General features: G+C 34.4%; 15 protein-coding genes and 1 pseudogene. 3 read left to right on the top strand and 13 right to left on the bottom strand.

From position 1 onward, the window contains the following. Positions 1 to 12 precede the first annotated feature (12 nt). Positions 13 to 2103, top strand: coding sequence for an LTA synthase family protein (locus LNQ34_RS19660; RefSeq protein WP_202703258.1), 2091 nt, complete (start codon positions 13 to 15; stop codon positions 2101 to 2103). Between the two features lie 362 nt (positions 2104 to 2465). Here LNQ34_RS19660 and LNQ34_RS19655 read toward each other — a convergent pair whose 3' ends face one another. Then, entirely contained in the window at positions 2466 to 3464 is a 999-nt protein-coding gene (locus LNQ34_RS19655) for a zinc dependent phospholipase C family protein (RefSeq protein WP_202703259.1), read from the bottom strand. 170 nt (positions 3465 to 3634) lie between these two features. Between LNQ34_RS19655 and LNQ34_RS19650 the strand changes: the two genes are divergently transcribed. Further along, positions 3635 to 4588: a hypothetical protein gene (locus LNQ34_RS19650; protein WP_230000950.1), complete on the top strand. Its 954-nt coding sequence runs from the start codon at positions 3635 to 3637 to the stop codon at positions 4586 to 4588. A gap of 10 nt (positions 4589 to 4598) precedes the next feature. Here the strand turns inward: LNQ34_RS19650 and LNQ34_RS19645 are convergent, their stop codons facing one another. The 11 genes from LNQ34_RS19645 to LNQ34_RS19595 all read right to left on the bottom strand — a co-directional run bounded on the left by LNQ34_RS19645 (position 4599) and on the right by LNQ34_RS19595 (position 19872). After that, positions 4599 to 5564: a YeiH family protein gene (locus LNQ34_RS19645; RefSeq protein ID WP_202703261.1), complete on the bottom strand. Its 966-nt coding sequence runs from the start codon at positions 5562 to 5564 to the stop codon at positions 4599 to 4601. 74 nt (positions 5565 to 5638) lie between these two features. Continuing rightward, positions 5639 to 6535, bottom strand: a complete 897-nt coding sequence (locus tag LNQ34_RS19640; RefSeq protein ID WP_230000949.1) for a LysR family transcriptional regulator — start codon at positions 6533 to 6535, stop codon at positions 5639 to 5641. Between the two features lie 79 nt (positions 6536 to 6614). Beyond that, positions 6615 to 8642, bottom strand: a complete 2028-nt coding sequence (locus LNQ34_RS19635) for a hypothetical protein (protein WP_230000948.1) — start codon at positions 8640 to 8642, stop codon at positions 6615 to 6617. A gap of 86 nt (positions 8643 to 8728) precedes the next feature. Continuing rightward, entirely contained in the window at positions 8729 to 9475 is a 747-nt protein-coding gene (gene fabG / locus LNQ34_RS19630; protein ID WP_017497500.1) for a 3-oxoacyl-[acyl-carrier-protein] reductase, read from the bottom strand. Between the two features lie 419 nt (positions 9476 to 9894). After that, the gene (locus tag LNQ34_RS19625) at positions 9895 to 10098 is read right to left on the bottom strand and encodes a hypothetical protein (protein WP_202703264.1); all 204 of its coding nucleotides are present in this window, start codon (positions 10096 to 10098) and stop codon (positions 9895 to 9897) included. Between the two features lie 255 nt (positions 10099 to 10353). After that, the gene (locus LNQ34_RS19620) at positions 10354 to 11697 is read right to left on the bottom strand and encodes a DUF4302 domain-containing protein (protein ID WP_202703265.1); all 1344 of its coding nucleotides are present in this window, start codon (positions 11695 to 11697) and stop codon (positions 10354 to 10356) included. 28 nt (positions 11698 to 11725) lie between these two features. After that, complete coding sequence (locus LNQ34_RS19615; RefSeq protein ID WP_173967755.1) at positions 11726 to 12583, bottom strand: zinc-binding metallopeptidase; 858 nt, start codon at positions 12581 to 12583, stop codon at positions 11726 to 11728. Between the two features lie 19 nt (positions 12584 to 12602). Further along, positions 12603 to 14090 carry a RagB/SusD family nutrient uptake outer membrane protein gene (locus LNQ34_RS19610; RefSeq protein WP_230000947.1) on the bottom strand — a complete coding sequence of 496 codons (1488 nt, stop codon included), beginning with the start codon at positions 14088 to 14090 and terminating at the stop codon, positions 12603 to 12605. 14 nt (positions 14091 to 14104) lie between these two features. Beyond that, on the bottom strand, positions 14105 to 17824 hold the full coding sequence (locus LNQ34_RS19605; RefSeq protein WP_230000946.1) for a SusC/RagA family TonB-linked outer membrane protein: 3720 nt from the start codon (positions 17822 to 17824) through the stop codon (positions 14105 to 14107). Positions 17825 to 18054: 230 nt separating this feature from the next. Further along, positions 18055 to 19170: a FecR family protein gene (locus tag LNQ34_RS19600; protein ID WP_202703268.1), complete on the bottom strand. Its 1116-nt coding sequence runs from the start codon at positions 19168 to 19170 to the stop codon at positions 18055 to 18057. A gap of 90 nt (positions 19171 to 19260) precedes the next feature. Continuing rightward, positions 19261 to 19872, bottom strand: a complete 612-nt coding sequence (locus tag LNQ34_RS19595) for an RNA polymerase sigma factor (protein WP_230000945.1) — start codon at positions 19870 to 19872, stop codon at positions 19261 to 19263. Positions 19873 to 20444: 572 nt separating this feature from the next. On the opposite strand from LNQ34_RS19595, the pseudogene LNQ34_RS19590 reads away from it, so the two are divergent. Then, a pseudogene (locus tag LNQ34_RS19590) lies at positions 20445 to 20865 on the top strand (XRE family transcriptional regulator). 375 nt (positions 20866 to 21240) lie between these two features. On the opposite strand, the gene LNQ34_RS19585 reads toward LNQ34_RS19590, so the two are convergent. Further along, positions 21241 to 21669 carry a hypothetical protein gene (locus LNQ34_RS19585; protein WP_202704527.1) on the bottom strand — a complete coding sequence of 143 codons (429 nt, stop codon included), beginning with the start codon at positions 21667 to 21669 and terminating at the stop codon, positions 21241 to 21243. Between the last annotated feature and the right edge of the window lie 31 nt (positions 21670 to 21700).

The following is a 21700-nucleotide window of genomic DNA, read 5'->3' as shown; positions in this document are numbered from 1 at the left end:
AAAAAGCTATTAATGTCCCTTTCAAAAAAGTTTTCCCCAATTTACAATCTGGCGATATTTTATTTTATCGTTAGTTTTCTGTTAAGAATTGTTTTGTTTTTTCATCCTATAACACAAAGTTCATTTACCATTATTCAAAGCTTAAAAATCTTTGTCCTGGGGCTTATTTCTGATTTTTTTGTTTTTGTTGTGGCAAGTGTTTTTTTATGGCTTTATCTAATTTTCATATCCAATTCTAAGTATAATAAACCTTCCGGTTATATAATTCTTGGGATTTTTGCAGTTCTTTTTATCTATGCAGCTTCCGGAAAAAGTGTCTTTGACGAGTATGGAGGTGCTTTGCCAATGATTGTTATGATTTTTATCGGAATTAAGATGGCTCTCTTTGCACTTTTGTTGTTTCTTCCTAAGTTAAGAGATAAAATCAGATATTGGTTGTTTGCATTTGTAATGTTCCTGTATGTTTTACTAATTCTGCAAAATGGTTTAAGTGAATATTTCTTTTGGAATGAGTTTGGTGTGAAGTATAATTTTATTGCGGTAAATTATTTGATTTACACTACTGAGGTTATTGGAAATATTATGGAGTCCTATCCCGTTATTCCTTTGTTCTCGGCTTTATTTTTAGTGACTGGAATTGTGACTTACTTTATTGTTAAAAAGTCCAGAAACTATATTGACCATATTCCGACTATAAGTGAGAAACTAAAAATTACGGCTATCTATCTTGGAGCATTTGCTGTTTCACTAATTGCGATTCCAACGCTGGCAAAAACGGAAAATTCAAAGAATGTTTTTGTTAACGAATTACAGGCTAACGGTATCTATAAATTTTACTTAGCATTTGTGAACAGTAAGCTTGATTACTTTGATTTTTATAAAACGTTACCTAATGAAGAGGCTTTTGCGATACTAAAACAACAGTTCGCTACTATTAAAGGAAACAGTACTAAAAGAACTATCACCGGAGATTCGCTTGAAAATCATAAAAATGTGGTTCTGATTACTATTGAAAGTTATAGTGCCGATTTTATGAAGATGTATGGAAATGAGGAAAATATTACTCCTTTTTTAGATAGTTTGGCTCAAAAGAGTCTTCTTTTTACCAATTTGTATGCTACCGGAAACAGAACAGTTCGCGGACTGGAAGCGGTTACTTTATGCTTGCCTCCAACTGCCGGTGAAAGTGTTGTGAAAAGAGAAGATAATAAGAACAAATTTTCTACCGGAGCTGTTTTTAAGCAAAAAGGATATAAGGTGAAATATTTGTATGGCGGAGATGCTTTCTTTGATAATATGCAGGATTTCTTTTCCGGAAATGGTTATGAAATTGTAGACAAGTCAAGTTTTGCACCTGAAGAAATTACTTTCTCCAATGTTTGGGGTGTTTGTGATGAAGATATGTACCATAAAGCGATAAAGGTTATGAATGCTGAGAAAAAGGAAAACAAGCCTTTCTTTAATCATATTATGACGGTGAGTAACCACAGACCTTTTACGTATCCAAATAATAAAATTGATATTCCGGGTGATGCAAAATCTCGTGAAGGTGGTGTAAAATATACAGATTATTCGTTGAAAAGATTTTTTGCAATGGCAAGCAAACAATCTTGGTTTAAGAATACCATTTTTGTTATTGTAGCCGACCACTGTGCCTCAAGTGCAGGAAAAACTGAGCTTCCTTTAGATAAGTATAGAATTCCGGGGTTTATTTATGATCCGAATGGAAAACCTCAAAAATACAATCAGTTAATGTCGCAAATAGATGTTATGCCAACGCTCTTTGGATTATTAAATTTTAATTACGAAAGTAAGTTTTTCGGTCAGGACGTTTTAGAACCGGATTATAAACCAAGAGCTTTTATCGCTACTTATCAGGACATGGGACTACTAAAAGACAATGTTTTGACGATTTTGTCGCCTAAGCAGCAGGTAAAACAGTTTAATGTGCAAATTAATCCGAAACCGGGTATTGCTCCTGAATTTCAGATTGATTACAACGAAACTCCGATGAAAACAGAGAGAGCTGATCTGGTAAAAGAAACCATTTCTTTTTATCAAACAGCTTCCTATATGCTTAAAGAGAAGAAGTATCAGCGTTAGTTTTCAGTCTCAGTATTCAGTCTCAGTATTCAGTCTCAGTATTCAGTCTCAGTATTCAGTCTCAGTATTCAGTCTCAGTATTCAGTCTCAGTATTCAGTCTCAGTATTCAGTCTCAGTACTCAGTCTCAGTACTCAGTCGCGGTATTCAGTCGCGGTCTCAGTTTGAATATTACTTACTGTTGCGGTATTGATCGTAAATGAAGTCTTTGGGAAAAACTATATAACAAAGACTAAAATAAAAATAGCCTCAAGTTCATTAGAATTTGAGGCTATTTTTATTTTAATAAATTAGTTGCAATCTGTAAACTAAACGCAGTTCAAAGACGATGACTGCTACTGAATACTGAGACTGTAAACTAATTTAATCATTCTGATTTTTCATTCCAAATAAGTTTCCTTGTTGAAATAATCTGGCGTCATCTTTTAAAGCTTGATTGTTTCTTTGTGTCAGCTCAAATGCATCTAAATCACTTAAATCAGGTTTTCCTGCATTTACCCATGCTGTATACCAGAAGCTTGCTGTTGCTGCAATGGCTTTCTTCATTTGATTCTCCACCATTCCGTTTAATTCTTTGTGCAGTTTTTTAGCATATTCGTCAGAGAAAACAGCTGTGTTGTATTTGCTCTTTAGTACTTTCCCTTCAGCATCCAATTTAAAAGTCTCATTTTCCGGAGTTGTTGTTCTTAGCTTTTTATCCACATCCAGCAAAGGCTGAACTAAACTGTGAGTATCATTAATCATATCCCAAGTTGCTTTGTGAACATCCTCATAGTACTGTGCTTGCGGAACGTTTAGTCTGTAGTTTTTAACAAATAATTCAGGAAGTCTGCTTTCCCAAAGTGAATGAATTCCCTTTTGATCGCTTAATTGTCCGTCATGATTTGAAGAAGTATGCAATGGCATGTGTGCATCACCAACGTAATGACCTAAATCTGCTGCTAAAAACAAGATTTCAGCTCTGTTCTTCTCTTTAAAAGCTTTTGTTAGTTTTACCATCATCTCTTCGATATACCAAGGCAGGATTCCGTTCTCGTTTAAGAATTTGGCATCGTACTTTTGCTTTGCTGCTTCTAAAGTCTGTGGGAAATCTGCTGGGTTACCAAAACTCTCCATGTCAAAATAATGTCTAGGATTTTCGTCTTTATAATTTAAGGCATATTTTCGAATGTCCGGTACAGAGGCTTCCTGTGTAATAAAATCTATATGATTATAGAAGAATACCTGAAGCGGGTGTGGCAAAGCCATAACTGCGGCTTTATTAATACGTTCGTGACCCACCATCCCCCAGGATAATGTCAAAAAACCAATTGCTAATGCGAATAATGCAATTAGTCTTGGTTTCATTTTTAAGTTTTTCATTTTTATTTTTGTTAGAGGTGCAAATTTATTTTATTTATGTACATTTCAAAGTGAATAATCGTAAAGATTGCAAAATTAGCTTCATTTATTTTTTTTTGAATCCGAAGTAATTGAAATTCAAATTAAAAGTTTCTTCGTAAATTCGTTACTTTTTATCTAAATCTAAAAATATGCGCCTGATTTCTATAGGAATTCTTTTCCTGCTCTACACTTCCAGCAGTTTTGCACAAGAAGATATTGTCGAATTGAAGAATGTTCAAGATACGATTCTGAATACCAAAAGAACATTACAGGTCGCGGATCCGTTCAATTCGGTGAAAACGATGCAGCAATTGTTTCCGGGTAAAATATACAATCTCTCCGACCATAATACTTTTATAAGTTGGAAATGCAGCAAATGCAAACCTACCGCCTATATTGATGTCAATGGTGTCGAAGGCGATCAGTTGTTTCCTTATGAAAATGGCGTTGCCACCAGGGTTTTGGGTACTCTTGATTATACAGATTCCAAAGGGAATCAGTTTAAATTGCTGCTTTTTAACCATTCTTTTTACGACGAAGACGGGCTGCAGACTGGGCGATTTTCTGGTGGACTTGTTGGCGTTGCTAAGTTTGCAAAAAATGATAAGATATGGCAAATGAGGTCTTTTCAGCCTGCTGTAGCGGCGTTTGGTTCATTTTCTCAGGCACCTTCTCCAAAATTGATAGAAATTGGAGAAGATCAGTTCGCCTTTACACTCACCCATGTAAATGGTGGTGCGGGCGGTCCATTTGAGGGGATTCTCTATCTGATTGCCGGATTTGACGGAAGGTATCAGCCTATTTTAGAGTCTTACAATTATAAACTCACCAATGTGGCGAGCGTAGAATGGTCCGGTTCTTATACGGTCGTAAAGGATACAAAGAAAAAACACTTTAAGGATATTATCGTTAAAACAAACGGTTCCTTTAGTAAAGCTGCTCAGGCTAATGATGAATTTGAAGTCGTTTTACCCGATGAAATTGCTGCAATGGCCAAAACTAAAAAGAAGTTTAATTTCGAGATCGAAAGACGTTATTCGTTTAAAGGAAAACAGTATAAGCTGATGGATAAGCCTGTTGTTAAATTCTTGAATGTGAAATAGCTATTTCTTTTTAGTGGAAAAATAGTATCGATACAAGCCCCAGAACCGCAATAAATATCCAAAGAACAACTCCTTGTAGTAAAGGTTTAATTCCAACTGATTTTAAAGTATTGATACTTAATGTAGCTCCTATCAGGAATAAAGTTATCGTAAGACCGATTTTGGCAATCGAAACAATAGGTGGTGCCAGGACAGCCGTTTGAGGTACATAAGTATTGAAAAGCATGGCGAGAATGAATAAACCTATGAAATACGGAATCTTGATTTTAGAGTTTTTATTCTTAAAAAGCAGAGCAGTTAAGAGAGAGATCGGTATGATCCATAAGGCTCTGGCTAATTTCACCGTAGTTGCAATCTGTAGTGCTTCTGTACCATATTTATTGGCTGCTCCTACGACAGAACTCGTGTCGTGAATGGCTATGGCACACCATAATCCAAAGTCTTTTTGTGACAAGTCGAGTTGATGTCCGATAAAGGGGAAAACAAACAATGCTACGGAGTTCAGAATAAAAATAACCCCCAGAGCGATTGAGGTCTGATTTTCATTAGATTTAATTACTGGTGCAATGGCCGCAATGGCGCTTCCTCCGCAAATAGCTGTTCCACAAGAAATTAAATGAGAGGTTTTTTTCTCGGTTTTTAACCATTTCCCTAAGAAAGTTCCCAAAATTAAAGTGCTGAAAATGGATAATATAGTAAGTAAGAATCCTTCTTTTCCGGCAGAGAGCGCTGCGGTCGCATTCATTCCGAAGCCTAAACCTACCACTGAAAATTGAAGTAAAAAAGTAATCGCTACTGCATTGAACTTTTCAAATGGATTTCCAAAGACATTTACCAGAATTACCCCTAATAATAAAGCAATTGGAGGTGAAATGATTGAAAATAAGCATAGAACAATGATAAAAGCAAAAATTGCCTGTTGCAGGTAGGGATTAATTTCAAAAAAATGTACCGATGTTTGTTGTTTCGTTTTCAAAATAAGTAATTTGATATTTCTTCTACAAAGGTCCGTCGTTTGTATCAATATTACCAATCGTAAAACGCGATTGGCTATAACTCTAAGTTATAATAAGAAGACAAATTTTGGATAAAAAGCTCGGTTAATGCATTTGGTTTACCCAGTAAAGTAATGATGTAGAAGTAGCGTTCAACAGATAAGTTAGCGATATCAAGTATCATTAATTCATTGTTTTTAAGTTCCTTACCTACTGCGTGAATGGACATAAAAGCCAGGCAATCCGAATTTAGGAGATATGATTTGATGCTTTCGGTACTTCCTAACTGCATTTCGATTTGCAGATCACTTATTTTTATCCCAACTTGTTTCAAAGAGTATTCTATAACTTCAAGTGTTCCAGATCCACGCTCACGGGTGATAAATTTCATCGATTTCAGATCTTCTAATGAAATTTCATTTTGTTTGATCAGCGGATTTTTGGTATTGCACACCAGTACCAGTTCGTCTTTTAAAAACGGAGTGTATTTTATTGATTGATTTTTGGATTGTCCTTCGACAATTCCAATTTCGATTTCTTTATGGATTAAGGCATTCTCAATTTGTTCTGTATTTCCGTTGAGCAAATTGACTTTGATGTCTTTTTGTTTTTGATGAAAACGTGCTAATACCGGTGAAATAATGTACTGAGAAATGGTTGTACTCGCTCCCAGCCTCAGTAATCCTTGACGATCGTTAATAAAACTGCTCATTTCGAAGTCTATTTCACGATAGATTTCAAAGATGTTTTTGGTGTGTTTGAGCAGAATTTCTCCTGCCGGAGTTAAAGCAATTTTGGAACCGTTTCGTTCGAAAAGCTTGATTTTATAAGCTTCTTCAAGTTCCTGGATGTGTTTGGAAACCGCTGGCTGTGAAATATATAATTCAGTTGCCGCTTTGGTAAAGTTAAGACGGAGTGCAACGGTGTAGAATACTTTTAGCCTGAAATCCATTTGCTTTAGTTTTTAGTTATTCTGTTTCAAGTTTCAAGTTTCAAGTTTTACGGTTTACCTATGGCTTTTAAATGATTGGTTAAAGCAACCCGTTGTATTTCCTGATAAACCATTCTGCAGTCAATACCAAAGCAATTAAAATCAACAGCCAAACCCAATCAATTAAAGGTGTTTTGGTGGAAATATTTTTTTCGATCGATTTGTATTCTTTGTTCTCTAAAAGCTGTTGAATTAAATCATCTGATTGATTTTCAAAGAAAGCTTTTCCGTTGGTTTGTAAGGCTAATTGCTTTAATTTCTGAACATCCGGATTTACAAACTGTTTTTCGATATCAAAATCTAAAATTTCAAAGTGACCTGAATAAGAAGTATTGGTGTTTAATTCTTTTACGGTAAAGTTATATTTTCCAGTTGAAAGTCCATCCAGGTTTACGGAAAAAGAGTTGTTTCCTTTTAGCAAGTCGTAGTTTTTTACCTGTTTGGTTGCTGCATTTGTTACGGTAATCGTAAGTCTTGCTTTTTCATCAAACTCATAGTTTTTATTAAAGTACTGCGCATTGATCACAATAGCTTCACCGGAATTGTAGAAGCTTTCGTGTGTAACTACCAAAGATTTTTTGGAAGTAGTTGAAGCCAGATACTGAATAACCTTATCAATAAAAACGTCATACTTCTCAAAAGACTGATTGTCAATATGGCTTTGTAGACGCCATTTCCAGCTGTTTTCTCCTAAAAGAAAAGCAGTTCTTTTTGCCTGACTCTCTGTAAAGGCCAGTAATGGTGCATTTGTCGAAACATTTCTTATTTTTGAAGAAAGCAGTACTGATACATTTCCATTCGTTGTCACCGTTCCGAATAAATTTTGCAGTGGCGGAAAATTTTCAAAACCTATATTGTCTACAGCAAACAGATTAAACTGCGATTCAAATTCTGCCAGATAATCTTCTCTCTGACCACTCATTTTAAAGACCAGATTTTTTTGCTGCTGATTCAAATAATTAAAGTCAGTGTTGTTGCCCGTTATGATAAAAGTATTTACTCCGGCAAGCTTATTGTTATCGAAAATGGCCTTGAATGCTGTCGTTGGCTGGTATAAAACCAAAACAGAAGCTTCTTGTAGCTGATTGATATCGTTTGGCTTAACCAGAATCACTTTACGCTGGGCATTGGTTTCAATCGAACGTTTTAAGGCTGCAATATCGGGATGATTTATGGCAGAAACGATTGCAACCGTTGACTTTTGATCAATGATTTCGACAGCAAAATTTTTGATATTATTGTAGCTGTTTTTCTCTTTGATATTGGAAGAAACTGCTGCCTTAAAAATTTGTAGGCCTACTTTATCTGCTGGTAAAAGCAAGTTTAAGGTTGCTGTTTTTTTAGAGGGAGAAAAAGAAACTTTTTCTTTGGCAACGACCTTCCCTCCTTGTGATATTGTAAAATCAGCATTCGTGGCTTTGTCTCCAGCGTATTGAAGAAATACTTCTACCGGAAATTTATTCTTGTGAAAAGCGTATTTGTTTACGTTAAGCTGATTGATTTTAAGATCTAAAAAAGTGGTTGTATCTCCCACAACCAAGGGATAAACTTTATTGACAGGATCAAAACGATAGACATAATCGTTTCCTGTAGTCTGATTTCCGTCAGTTATAATTACAGTTGGAAAAATCAGGTTTTTATTGATGCTTTTTAGGTTTTTGGCAACTTCGTCAAGATTGGTTTGTTTTCCTTTGAAATCAAACTTCTCCGAAGGTTTAAAATCGGCATCAAACTGGTAGGACTGAATTTCGAATTTATCCCGAAGAGCAGGATTCGACATCAATTTTTGATGCAATTCTATTACTTTTTTATTTGAATTTAAAGCGGTAATAGAACTTGAATTGTCTACAGCAATTGCAAGCGGAGTTTTGATAACTTCCAGTGCATTTTTGGTCATTATTGGATTTATTAGTAGAAGCAATAATCCAAAAATGGCTAAAAAACGTAAAAAAGCCAAAAAACAAATCACATTGGATTTGTTTTTGGCTTTAAAAAAATATTGAAAATACGACAAACCAACTGCGATTACTAAAGAAAGTAATATTAATAGAATCGTGTTTGTAGTCATATATTATTTTGTTTATGGTTTAGAGTTTTTTGTTTATAGTTTATGGCTGCAGAACAATAAACAACAAACCATCAACAATCAACTTATTAGGTAAGCATTCCTCCACAAACATTAAGTACTTGTCCTGTGACATACGCACTTAAGTCTGAAGCTAAGAAAAGACAAGCGTTAGCAACATCTTCTGCGCTTCCTCCTCTTTTTAATGGAATTCCTTCTCTCCATCCTTTTACCACATCTTCGTTTAATTTTGCAGTCATCTCCGTTTCAATGAAACCTGGCGCGATTGCATTGCAACGAATGTTACGGGAACCTAACTCTAATGCTACAGATTTAGTAAAACCAATAGCACCCGCTTTTGAAGCGGCATAGTTAGTTTGCCCTGCGTTTCCTGAAACTCCTACTACTGAGCTGATATTTATGATGGATCCTGAACGTTGTTTCAAAAAGGTTTTTTGAATTGCTTTTGTCATATTAAAGACAGATTTCAGGTTTACATCAATAACCTGATCAAAATCTGCTTCAGACATACGCATTAACAGGTTGTCTTTTGTAATTCCGGCATTGTTAATTAAGATATCTACGGTTCCGAAATCAGCTAAAACTGCATCAACAAAAGTTTGTGCTTCATTAAAATCGGCAGCATTTGATTGGTATCCTTTTGCTTTAATTCCTAAACCGTTCAATTCAGCTTCTAAAGCTTCTGCAGAAGCTACAGATGAGCTGTATGTAAAAGCAACGTTTGCGCCATGTTTAGCAAAAACTTCAGCAATTCCTCTTCCAATTCCACGACTAGCGCCCGTAATAATGGCAACTTTTCCTTCTAGTAATTTCATATTCAAAATTAATGTTAATATTATTTCCAGCTAATGAGCTATTTACTTTCTCTTGAAAAAAGAGTAAAAAACAGTGCTGTGAATGACTTGTCAAATATATGATAATTCCCTTTTTAAAAAAATTAAGTCACGGCATAATTTAGGATTAAGAATGATTCTTTACTAATAATCATAAAAAAACCGTTTCAAATTATGAAACGGTTTTTCTTAATCTATAAAAAAATGGACTAACAAGTGAAGATTTATCTCTCTTAGTTTTCAAAAGAAATGCAGTGTAATCAATGGTGTTAACATCTGAAAATTAATAATTAACGCAAAGAAAGAGACTGCTTTTAGTTAGGTGTTTTGTCTTAAAAGCCATTTATTCAATTATTAGTATGGGTTGAATATCATTTTTTAAAGACGACACATCTTAAAAACTACTCACAAATCACGCCATCTATTGTTGCTCTGCATATTGGTTCTACCGGTTGTTCAGGAGGGAGCATAATACATGGTCCGTTATAAGGAAAAGGTGTCCATGGAATAGTACATCTTACTCCACCGCTTCCGTTTACTCTTTTTAGTTCTTCTTTGCCTAGTACTTCAACTCCTGAGAAATTTAAAATAGTTTTTAACATCATAAAATTGGTTATTTAACAGTTGATTATCTCAATCATTTTTTGTCCGTTGAGTTTCAGACCTAAAGATATTCTTAAATTACATATTAGTTTGGTTTCTAAATCAAGTAAAACGAGTTGTTCTGATTTCTCACTTAAAAAGCAGCCCGTTAGGGCTGCCTCAACTCAAAATAAAAATAAAATAAAATAAAGACAAAACGCATTGTAGTTTGTAGCTGCTCTTTCTAAAAGACTACAATGCATTTTTTTAGGTTCGACTTAAAGCAGCCAGGTTGTCATTCTAAATGAACTTGACGCACTAGTAAACGTATAAACTGTATTGGTATATCCTAACTTGAAGTTTTCTTTTTTGACAAAAACACCAGTGGTATTGACAAGATTTTTATCAAAACTAGCCAAGAATGCTGGAGCTGCAGCAGTTGTGTTTCCATTCCAAGACTTATGTTTTAGAATGATCTTTTGGTTTGGTGCGTCTTCCACAACATCTATGTAGTGAAAAATTGCAGGCTGACCACCTGCGAACGTATAATAAATGAAATTTCCAAGCGAGTGATTCAAGTAAAGCTGAACGGATGCTATGGTTACACCTTTAGGTAAGCTTGCGTTAATTTTTGCTAACTCATTTATAAACAATTGTGAGTTTGTTGATGCATCCTCTGTATAATCATCAACAAAGTATCCCAATCTGGCAGAAATCTTCCCCGGAAGCAGTATCTTATAATCATCTGTTAACCTTGGTGGGACATTGCTAAATTTAAGAGTTGCACTTACTCCTCCAGTTCCTGTTGCAACAAAATTATTAGTAGCGGTATCATACACAAAATTAGTTAGTTTTTGACCTTTTACTGTAAGTGCCGGTTTTACTGTAGCTCCCGTTGGTGTAAAAGCCAAAGCTAAATTCTGAACGTCATTTGATCCTGTCAATAAAGATGTTGCCACTCCAAAACGCGCAGCTGTATTATAATCAAAATCATAGTTTTGAATTGTAGATCCGTCATTAATCTGTAATAATCTATAAAGCGGACTTACTTCATCTCCTGTTATGGCATTTATTATTGGCGTGTTTTTAGCTAAATCTGTCCAATCTTTTGCTGTCGCTTTTACAAAACGAACTTCGTGTCCGTTTCTATTGGTTCTAAAAATAATGTCTCCATTTTTTTGTCCATAATAAAAGAATTGAAAATCTCCTAAATATCCTTTGGCTAAAAGTGCCGCTGTTGGAGAATTATTTGCATCGGACAAAAGATGTATTCTGTTTTCGGTTGTAAAAACTAAACTTACAGTGCTACCGACCTGAATTTCGTACTGACTTTTGTAAGTTCCTGTCAGGCTATTAAAATCGGAGGCCATATCTACTTTTCCTTCTGGAAGAAATTTAAATAAATGTGTCCACCCCCCTAATTGTGTGCTGTCTGTATAATAAACTGCTTTCCATCCTTCTGAAGATGAAAGTAAAACATCGTTCAGCTCTTTTTGACGGGAACTTAATCTTTCTGTAGCATTTTTATCAAATTTAGCGTCTACTTCTGTGCTTGTACAAGACCCCAGTAATAAAGCTATAAAAGAAATCGCTAAATACTTATATATATTTTTTGCTTTCATAATATGATTTTTATAAAATTTATTGTCCTTAGTTATTAACTACAACATCAGTGTTTTTTTGAGCTTCATCTCTTAAGGCATAGAAATCTATATTAAAAGAATCCTTATAATACTTTACAACCAATGCCTCTTTTGCTTTAATATTTGCTTTAGCAGTAGCATCTGTAACACCCGCCAAAATGGCATCGTATTCTGCTTTTGAACTGGTTAAAATTGTAGCGGCAGTTTCGGCAAAATCTTCATAAATGTTTAATCTTGCATAACTGGTTATAAAACCTAATGATCTTGAAGTTGAAAGGGCCTCTGTATACCATGTAGAAGTATAACCTACCGGAGTTAACTTTGACCAGGCCTGCTCGTCAAATGGCTTAGTCTGGTTTAAAATATGCACATATTCATGCTGAATGGTGTGAATAAACTGTGTAACATTAGCTCTGTTTTTCTTATTAAGTTTATCTACCTCAAATAGCGTAACTCTTTGACCGGCTTCTGCTAATCCCAAAGTTACTGTTCCGTTAGTGTTTAAATTAACACCTCCAACAAGTACAAATTCTCTAGGAGCAATTTTCTTTACAAAATTCACTCCGCCAATCTTGGTGTAACTGTCCACCCAGATTTTCTTTACCACTTCCATTGCCGGCTGAACTTTATCTACCTGTGGTGGGAATAGATATTTAGTATTATCAACTAAATTTTGATTCCACTCATAATATACATTTATATTATAAGGGTTTAAGAAAGTGGTCCCAATCCATTTATCTAAATCTGTTTTTGACAGTGCTGAAAAATCAAATTGACTTTCTTTTGGCTGCACTTCATGAGCACAGGATGCAAGAAGTAAGACCCCTGCCATTAGTGCTATTTTATATGTTTTTACTATTTTCATACTATACTTTAATTAAAAATTATCTAGGATTTTTTTCAATACCATTATCTGAAGCTCTAAGCGGAATTTGTAATGCTCTTCGTTTGTCGTCTTTCTCTAAGACGTTTTTTCGAATTACTTTACCAAACTCAAGTGTATTATGAGTTACAACCAGATTAAAACGTTTGATATCAAACCATCTAAGTCCTTCACGTAAAAAATCTTTTCTTCTTGCCTCTGCTAATGCTTTTATATAGGAAGCCTGAAGTGGGCTTAAGGTATAGAACGGAGTAAACTCATTTGAGATTACCGGATATTTAGCCTGTACTACTGATTCATTGAATAGATCTGTTGCAGCATTGTATCCTGATGTTCTGGTTCCTAAAAAGTATCCTAATTCAATATTAGCTTCTGCCATCCTATTCTTCATGACTAATGCTTCAATTCTGTTCAGATACAACTCGTCATTGCTAAGTAAAACGGTAGCAGTATAAGGCTCTCCAATACCAGATGTTAGGTTTGTAACTTTAAAATATTCGTAAAGTTTAGGAACCACAACCAGTACTCCGCTGTAATATTGACCCTGAGCTTTAATTAAATTTGGTTTACCCCACATATTGGTTTGATTTCCTAATATTTCATCTGACTTATTTCCTGCAAGAGCAAATCGGTAAGCACCTGCTCTGTTTGCAATTGAGTTAGGATAAGCAATTAAGAGATTGGTTTCTTGCTCTGCTTTAGAGTATTCTAAAGGCATTTGAGAGAAAGGAACAGCATTAAATGCAAGATAACTTCTAATTTTAGTTGGTTTAGAACCAAGTCCTTCAGAAAATTCAAGAACTTTGTCCCAATCCCCTTTTATTAAGTAAAAACGACATGCCAAGGCTCTGGCAGCATCCCTGTTAAAGTGAAACTTAGGTTCTTTATAATCATTCGTTACATATTTTAAACCTTCTATAATGTCCTGTTCTACAAAATCGAAAACTTCTTTTACTGTATTACGTTTGTATTGTACCAATAAGGCTGTTTCCGGTTTTGTAATATACGGAACTCCTAAATCTGATCCGGCTGTTGCAGGATTGTAACGATTCGCCCATAATGAAACCAACATAAAATGAGAATAGGCTCTCGCAATCAAAGCCTCCCCTTTTTGTGGATTTAAACTTGTTGGACTGCCTAATTTTTCAATGGCATCCAATGCCTGATTGGCAGCCGCGATAGCTTCGTACGATCCGATCCAAAATCCATTTTCAGTATCTGTTCCGATCTGATTTTGCATTTCCCAATTATAGCTGTTATCATTGTTTACATTCGCAGCCTGTTTTAACTCTGAGTCAAAAACATTATCAGACATAGCTTCTGCAAGTGCAAAATAGGAAGCGTTAGGATAGGCTGTAACTAATAATTCGGATATTTTCTCAGGCGTATCTATCTGTGTTCTGTTATCTGGTACTTCTGAAAGGAAATCATCACAACTGCTAAAACCAATCAGCAATACTAGTGATAGTGTTATTTTTATATTTTTCATAATCAATTTTAGTATTAGAATGAAATATTTATTGCAAAAGTATATTGGGCTGTAATAGGGAAAGCTACCCCTCCGGTATTACGGAATTCAGGATCTTGTCCGTTTAATTTTTTATCGGAGTAAATCAACCATGGATTAACTGCGGATCCTTTAAGAGTAAAGCTGCTAACGCCTAACTTTCTCTTAAAATCACTTGGAAATTCCCAGCCAAGAGAAATATTCTTTAACCTTACAAAATCACCGCTTGCAATTCTAACATCAGAAAAATTATAAGTATTGTAGGCAATCTGTAAGTCGTTCTCACCATAATTTCTATTCAACAATCGATCTGCAATAACTGGTACATTGGTGAAGTTTTCGTCTCCTGGATTGATCCATCTGTTAGCAAATTCTTTTGTGAAAACAGTCTGATCTGTGTAAACATTATTATACACGGGATTCAATCTGATTTTATTTCCTCCTGATCCTACGATGAAAACATATAATGACCAGTTTTTGTAAGTAAACGTATTGGCAAGACCAATAGATTTATTTGGCTCAACAGATCCTTCGTATTTTAAATATTTCATTACATTGTTAGTGTCCTGAAAATTAGCTTCTGTAATATTATTTTCAGCACCATCCTGTAATTTAAAAGTTGGTAATCCTTCAGGATTCAGACCTGTAAACTGATAAGAATAAAGGGAGTTTCTAGGATGACCTACTGTGTTACCTCCATTTGAAGCTATCAAATCAAATACTGCTGGTCTGTTGGCTAATTTTGTAATTTTTTGGTCATAAACAGAAAAATTTAATGTGGTAGACCATTTAAAATCTTTAGCAGCAATATTCTGAGTAGTAAAACCAAACTCGATACCTTTAGTCTCCATATCGGCATTGTTACCCTGCTTAACAGATTGTCCTCCAACACCGGAAGTAATTACATAATCAATAAGATCAAATGCTTTACGTCTGTAAACATCTGTAGTTACTTGTACTCTGTTTCTGAACAATCCAAGATCTAAACCAATATTGGTTTCGAATTGTTTTTCCCATGTCAAATCTGCATTCTGTAAATCCGCAATGTTTATAGCATTTTCTCTGTCTCCGGTATTAAAACGGTTTGTGATAAAACTTTTGTAAATAGCCAATGAATTTGTAGCAGGACCTGCTGTTGCTGTTAAACCGTATGAGGCTCTAAGCGCTAAAGTGTTAACAGATTCAACATTCTTCATGAAATTTTCTTCTTTAATATTCCATTTACCACTTAAGGTGTAGGTAGGAAGCCATCTTGATGATCCTGTATCTCCTTGTCTGTTAGACCCGTCATAACGACCCGTAATAGATCCTGTATAACGACGATCGTAAGTATATCCTACTTTTCCAAAGAAACCAACTGTTCGCTCTCTTTCAGCTCCAAAATCGTAGTAAGAGTTTCCTTCGTTTACTAACTTTTCAATTAATTTAGGGTCAATAAAAGCACTAAGTCCTTTTTCGTATTGAATTCCTGCAGCAGTAAAATTGTCATTATTTCTGTCTACTGATCTAAACTCTGTACCAAAGAAACCTTCTAATTCATGTTTGTCATTCAAGGTGTTTCTGTAGGTAATACTATTTCTAACATTATAAGAAGTCATATCGTTGGTGTATTTTCTTAAAAATCCACCATTTGGCAATACAGATATTTTTGGTGCTGTTAAATCATTTGGATTTTGGTACAAGAACACATTATCCTTTTGGATTTGAGTATTTAGAGTCGCACCAACACCTGCATTATATGCCCCTACTACATTCGAATCTTCGTAAATTTTATGCTCTCTTGATGTATTGGCATAACGCGCAGACCCCGTAAAGTTATAGGTCAAATTTTTATTTATTTTATAATCTATGTCAGCTTGAAAACGAATATCGTTTACTTTTATCCCCATAGTATTATTTTTCAACTCCTTTAAGATGTTCATAGGAGCCCAGTTGTTTTGGTAGTATTCGTAATTACCATTTTCATCATAAGGTCTAAGCGTTCTGCTTGTACTTAATACATAATTAAATGGGTTAATATCAAAATCTCTGGTTATTTTACCAAACACAGCATCATTTTTACTTTCATATGTACCTGGTGCTTCCTGATCACGTATAGAAGCAAGTGTTGATAAAGTAATATTTAATCTGTCGTTAATAAAGAATGTTCCTTTTAAGTTTGATGATAACTGTTTTACATTATCAGCCAAAGTCCATCCCGGATCTGTGTAGTATCCTAGAGAACCATAAAAGGTATTATTTTTTCCACCACCTGAAAAACTTAAGGAGTGATTCTGCGTGATAGAGGGTCTAAATAAAACTTTAAACCAGTCTGTACTTGCTAATTCATATTTTTGCAAAAACTCATTGATGTATGGCTGCTCATTTCTAACGCCATACTGACCGTTAGATTCATTATAACGATTAACTTCTTTAGCCAAAATACCATAAACACCACTAAATCTTGCAGTAATAGACGAACTTTGATTAAGGTAACCTTTTGTTCTCATCTCTTGAAAAATACTCATTGATTCCTGAGAATTTAAAATATCATACTGAGTATAACTTGGTACAGTTCTCACTGTATTTTCAACAGAATAAGTTACTTTTAGAGGAGAGTCTCTACGTCCTTGTTTAGTAGTTACAACTACTACCCCATTTAAAGATCTTGAACCATAGATTGAAGTGGCCGAAGCATCTTTAAGAATTTCAATACTTTGAATATCATTAGCATTCAAACCCGCTACAGCAGAGCTTAATAATGTTGCTGAATTTCCGGAAGCTAAATCAGCAAATGATACGTTGATAATATCTTCTTGAACAACCCCGTCAATAACCCATAAAGGTTTTGTATCTCCGAAAATAGAAGAAGATCCACGAACAGTAATTTTTGGTGTCGAACCAAAAGATCCTGTAACGTTTTGTACAGTAACACCGGCAGCTTTACCTTCAATCATTCTGCTTACATCTACAACACCATCGACTTTTAATTCACTGCCGGAAATTTTACTGATTGCTCCTGTAAAAGTTCTTTTTGAAGTTTTTTCGTAACCTGTAGTAACTACAACTTCTTTTAGATTTTGCCCTGCTTCATTTAAAACCACAACCGGATTTGTATTGGTTATCCCGATTTCTTTAGTCTCCATTCCAACATAAGAGATCACAAGCCTGTCGCTGTTTGTTGGCATTTCGATAGAAAATTTACCATCAAAGTCTGTTAGTACTGCGATTTTAGTTCCTTTAGCCAATACAGTAGCTCCAGGTAGCGGACTACCACTAACATCTGTAACTGTACCCTTAATAATTGGCCCCGCGGCTGTTAAGCTCTCAAACAAAGAATTATTTGATTCAACACCTGTAAAAGGATCTGACAAAGCACTTTTTTGCAAAATAATCTGATTGCTTACTTCGGTATAAGTGATATTAAATGGCAATAAAATTCGATTCAAAATACTCGACAATGTTTCATCGTTAGCATCTATGCTAACTTTCTGATTCAGTTGTGGCAATCTTGAATTGTAAGAAAATTTTACGTTTGCAGACTTTTGTAATTTAGACAATGTATTGTCTAAAGTTAAATTTGTAATATTAATTGTAACTTTAGTATCTAACTTTTTTTGTCCATTTACATCATTTGCCATGGCAACACTTGAAAACACAAGTGCCAGAACAAACTGAAATAGTGTTATTTTCATGATTCGATGGAGTAATCGTTGTTTAACAACTGGTTTTTTCATAATTTTGGTTTGTTTTGATTAATACTGATTCGAGTGTATTTTAAGAAACATCCTCAATTACTCTTTACAGAGAGTAATTTGATTCATTTAAGTGTCGATAATGTTACAGCATTTCGGCACTTTTTTTATGCATTTTCTTTTACATAGGCGCTTTAATTTTCTTGTTTTGGTTATTTTTCGATTCTTTAAATTTTAAAACTCAACTTTACAATTACAGTTGTAAAATGTGATTAGTTACATCCATCAGATATTATAACAATCTGATTTCCATTCATTTCAAATGTGGTCTTATTGCCAATGCTGTTACAGACAATTTTTAATTTTTCCATCAAAGGCTGATCACTAAGTGAAGTGGTAAGATGACAGTCTTTGAGTTTATTTTTGGGGTAATCAATGTCTACAAGGTAGGCCTGCTCTATCGTTTCAAAAATTTGTGATACCGGAATATCGGTAAATTCAAAGCTGAGCTGCTCAATATTTCCGACACTACGGGTAAGGACTATATCCTGAGTGATATTTGTAATTTTATTAAAACTTAAATCTTTACGTTGAAAACGTAACGCCTGATTTGGTAACAAAACAACTTCATGATCATCTGACTTTGCAACCAGGTCGTTTGATTTTACCCTTACTTTACCGGTGCGAACCAAAACTTCAACATCAGGTTGATCAGAATAGGCCTTGACTCTAAAACTAGTTCCGACTACCTTTGTAACAATTTCATTTGCGTAAACAAAGAAAGGCTTTTTAGGATTTTTACTAATTTCAAAGAAACCTTCGCCAGATAAGTACACCTTTCTTTCATTTCCGGTAAAGATCTTAGGGTAACTAAGTTTACTATTAGGCTGTAATAAAACCGAACTACCATCAGATAAAGTAATAATTTGAGCTTTGTCTGAATTATTAGTTTGTTCTACCAATCCCTCGTTGTTTTCACTAATCAACTCATTGTAGGTTACTTCTCTGCCAACGGTGACTATTTGGTTGTTATATAACCAAATTGATCCTAAACCAAGAATTAAAGCAGCGGCAATACCACTAAGAAAATATTTCTTAAGAAATTTTATCTTGGAACTTGGGGTTGAATTGTTCTGATTCTCTTTCTCTTCGATTTTAATCCAGGTGGCCTGCAAAGCATGATGTAGATCTACAGGAGATATAGGCTGATCCGGTACTTTCATGGCCAACAACAATAATCTCGCGTCTTCTACCAGCTTAGCACGCTGACGACTCTCTAAAGTCCATTCTTCCCAACCATCATTGTCTATTTTGGATAAGATCCAGGACTGGAATGATTCATCAGATAAGAAATCTTCAATTTCGGTATATTTATTACGTTTTTGCATCTAGAAATAGGGTTACAAAAACATAGAGGACGGCTTTCTTATTATATACTCACCAAATTATGATTTTTTTTTAATTCTGTATAAATAAAATTAAAAAGTAGCTGAAGAAAGAAGAAGAATTAACGAAACACTACCCTTCCATTCTTTGCGAAGAGTAAGTAAACCGCGGTGTAGTAAGTTACTTGCTGATTGATAATTTACCTCTAGCATATCGGCAATCTGATCAACTGTTAAGCCTTGATGGTATCTTAAATACAGGGCCTCTTTTTGTCTTGCCGGTAAATTGTTTAATAATTTGTTCAAATGAACTACTTTTTCTTTTGTAGCATAATCGTCATCCATGAGATCGTGTTCTACCGAGAATTCTAAAAGAAAAGCAATGGAATCTGTGCTTGCTGACTTGCGGAAAATATGATCGCGTTCGTACAAACGTGCAATACGCTTGCGCACACTCGACAATAAATAGGCTTTTACTACAACTGAACTTTGAAGCCCGTTTTTGTAAACCCAAATATCCGTAAAAACATCCTGAACACAATCTTGTACCTTTTCAGCATTTGGAGAAAGCGAATTTCCGTAGTTTACCAAATCACCATAGTATTTTTCAAACAACAGAGAGAATGATTTTTCATCTCCATTTTTCAAGTTAGTCCAAAGCGTAAGATCGTCAGAAGTTTTGAATTGTAGAGTTTTGGTATTCATATAAAATTGCAATAGAATTCTTGAAAATAAGCACTTGTTTTTAACACAAAGAATAAGATTTGTTAACAATATTCTTTATATCTGTGCGATAAATATATAAAAGCATATATATAAAACAAATTTTCGAAAATAAAAAAAGAGAGGAATTTACGTACCAATAAATACACTTTTTACTGAAAACACGGGGTTTAGCACTGAAAAATAAAATTAAAAGTATTGCTTTATTTTTTCTAAATGTCAGATTTTATCACCATAGTTTTATTGTTATTTTTTAACATTATCTTTAATAACAGTTTCCGCTTTATTTTAATTTGTTACATTGTTACAATTTTGGCTTTACTTGAAAAAGAGGTCTTTATTGTTAAATTTAAATTGCGAATTGAAATATGATAAAAAAATAAACTGGAGATTAACAAAAAGAATCTTAAGCGAAGCTCTATTTTTTCAAAAGGATAATCTATTTGAAATTTGACTATAATATCTGACAAAAGGGATGTTTTACGGGATGTTTTTTTATCCTTGAAACTTAGCCAAGACCTTATCTTTGAGTCTTTAGAAAATTGATAATTGTTATGGAACAGAAAATACATCAGGGAAGAAACGTAAAACTTTTTTAGAGAAATGCTTAACATAAAGTAGGAAGCATTAGTGTATGATCTGGGAGAAGAATGGAATCAGAAGAAAATCTCTATGCTGGAGCAGAAAGAAGTGATTGAAGATAGTTTGTTGAAACAAATTTCTGCACTACTAAAGATTCCTGTTGAAGCTTTTCAGAACTTTGATGAAGAACAAGCAATAAATGTTATAGCAAATACTTATTCATTCCAAGATTTTAAAGATAATGCTGACGCTTCTGGATTTAGCTATCAACCCTCTTTCAATGCTATTGATAAAATTGTTCAATTATATGACGAAAAAATGGCGTTATACGAGCGTATGTTGAAAGAGAAAGATGAAATGATGTCAAGGTTTGAAAAATTTATCAGCAAATAATCATTTATAAACCTATATTGAGTACACAAGCATAGTTTTAAAGACTTGCTCTGAAAGAGCCATAGCAATAGAATAGTGCAAAGCACTATTGCATGGTAAAACATTTTTTTTCAAGCCCTGAAAGGGCGAAAGCCGAATCTCAAACAAAAACGCATTTATAATTATGGCCTAAGCATGCTCTTGCCCCTTCAGGGCAATGTGCTCCATTGATTTAGTCATAGTGCGTTGCACTATGTTTGTGCTTTAGGGCTTACAGCCCAACTAATCAAAAAGGTTTGCAAGAAATCCAAATGTTCTTCTTGCAACGAATTTATTAAAAAAAGCCTCACTAAAATATTTAGCAAGGCTTTCGACAATTTTATATTGAAGTTTCTTCTAGAAAGCTACATTCCATCTTGGCAATTTTGCATTTTCATCTAAGAAATTTTGCAAAACCTGTCCTTCTACTGTAGTTGGAATTCCTTTTGAATCTGCATTGAAAGTTTCGAACCAAACTACTTCAAGAGCAGTAATATTTTCTAATTTCATTTGAGCCGGCCAAGAGTATTTTCTTCCTGTTTTGGCAAATTGATGCCCGTTTACAATTTTATCGTACAATCCGCCGTTTTTGCTTTTCAAAGTACCATCATTCTGAACAGTTCCGGTAGATCCTACCATGATCAATTCTTTTGTATTTCCTTCAACTGCATAAACTACAAAAACACCAGCACCTCCTTCAGGAGCGTTACAAACTTGTTCTAAACTGTCTTCAATTGTAAAAGTAAAGCTGCTGTTTACTTTAAATTTTTCTAATTCTTTGTACATATTTTTATTTTTAAGTTTCTAAGATGCTGAG

Source organism: Flavobacterium lipolyticum (assembly GCF_020905335.1).
Taxonomy (GTDB): domain Bacteria; phylum Bacteroidota; class Bacteroidia; order Flavobacteriales; family Flavobacteriaceae; genus Flavobacterium; species Flavobacterium lipolyticum.
Note: the sequence above shows the minus strand (reverse complement) of the source record. Positions and strands in the feature narration are given on the sequence as shown.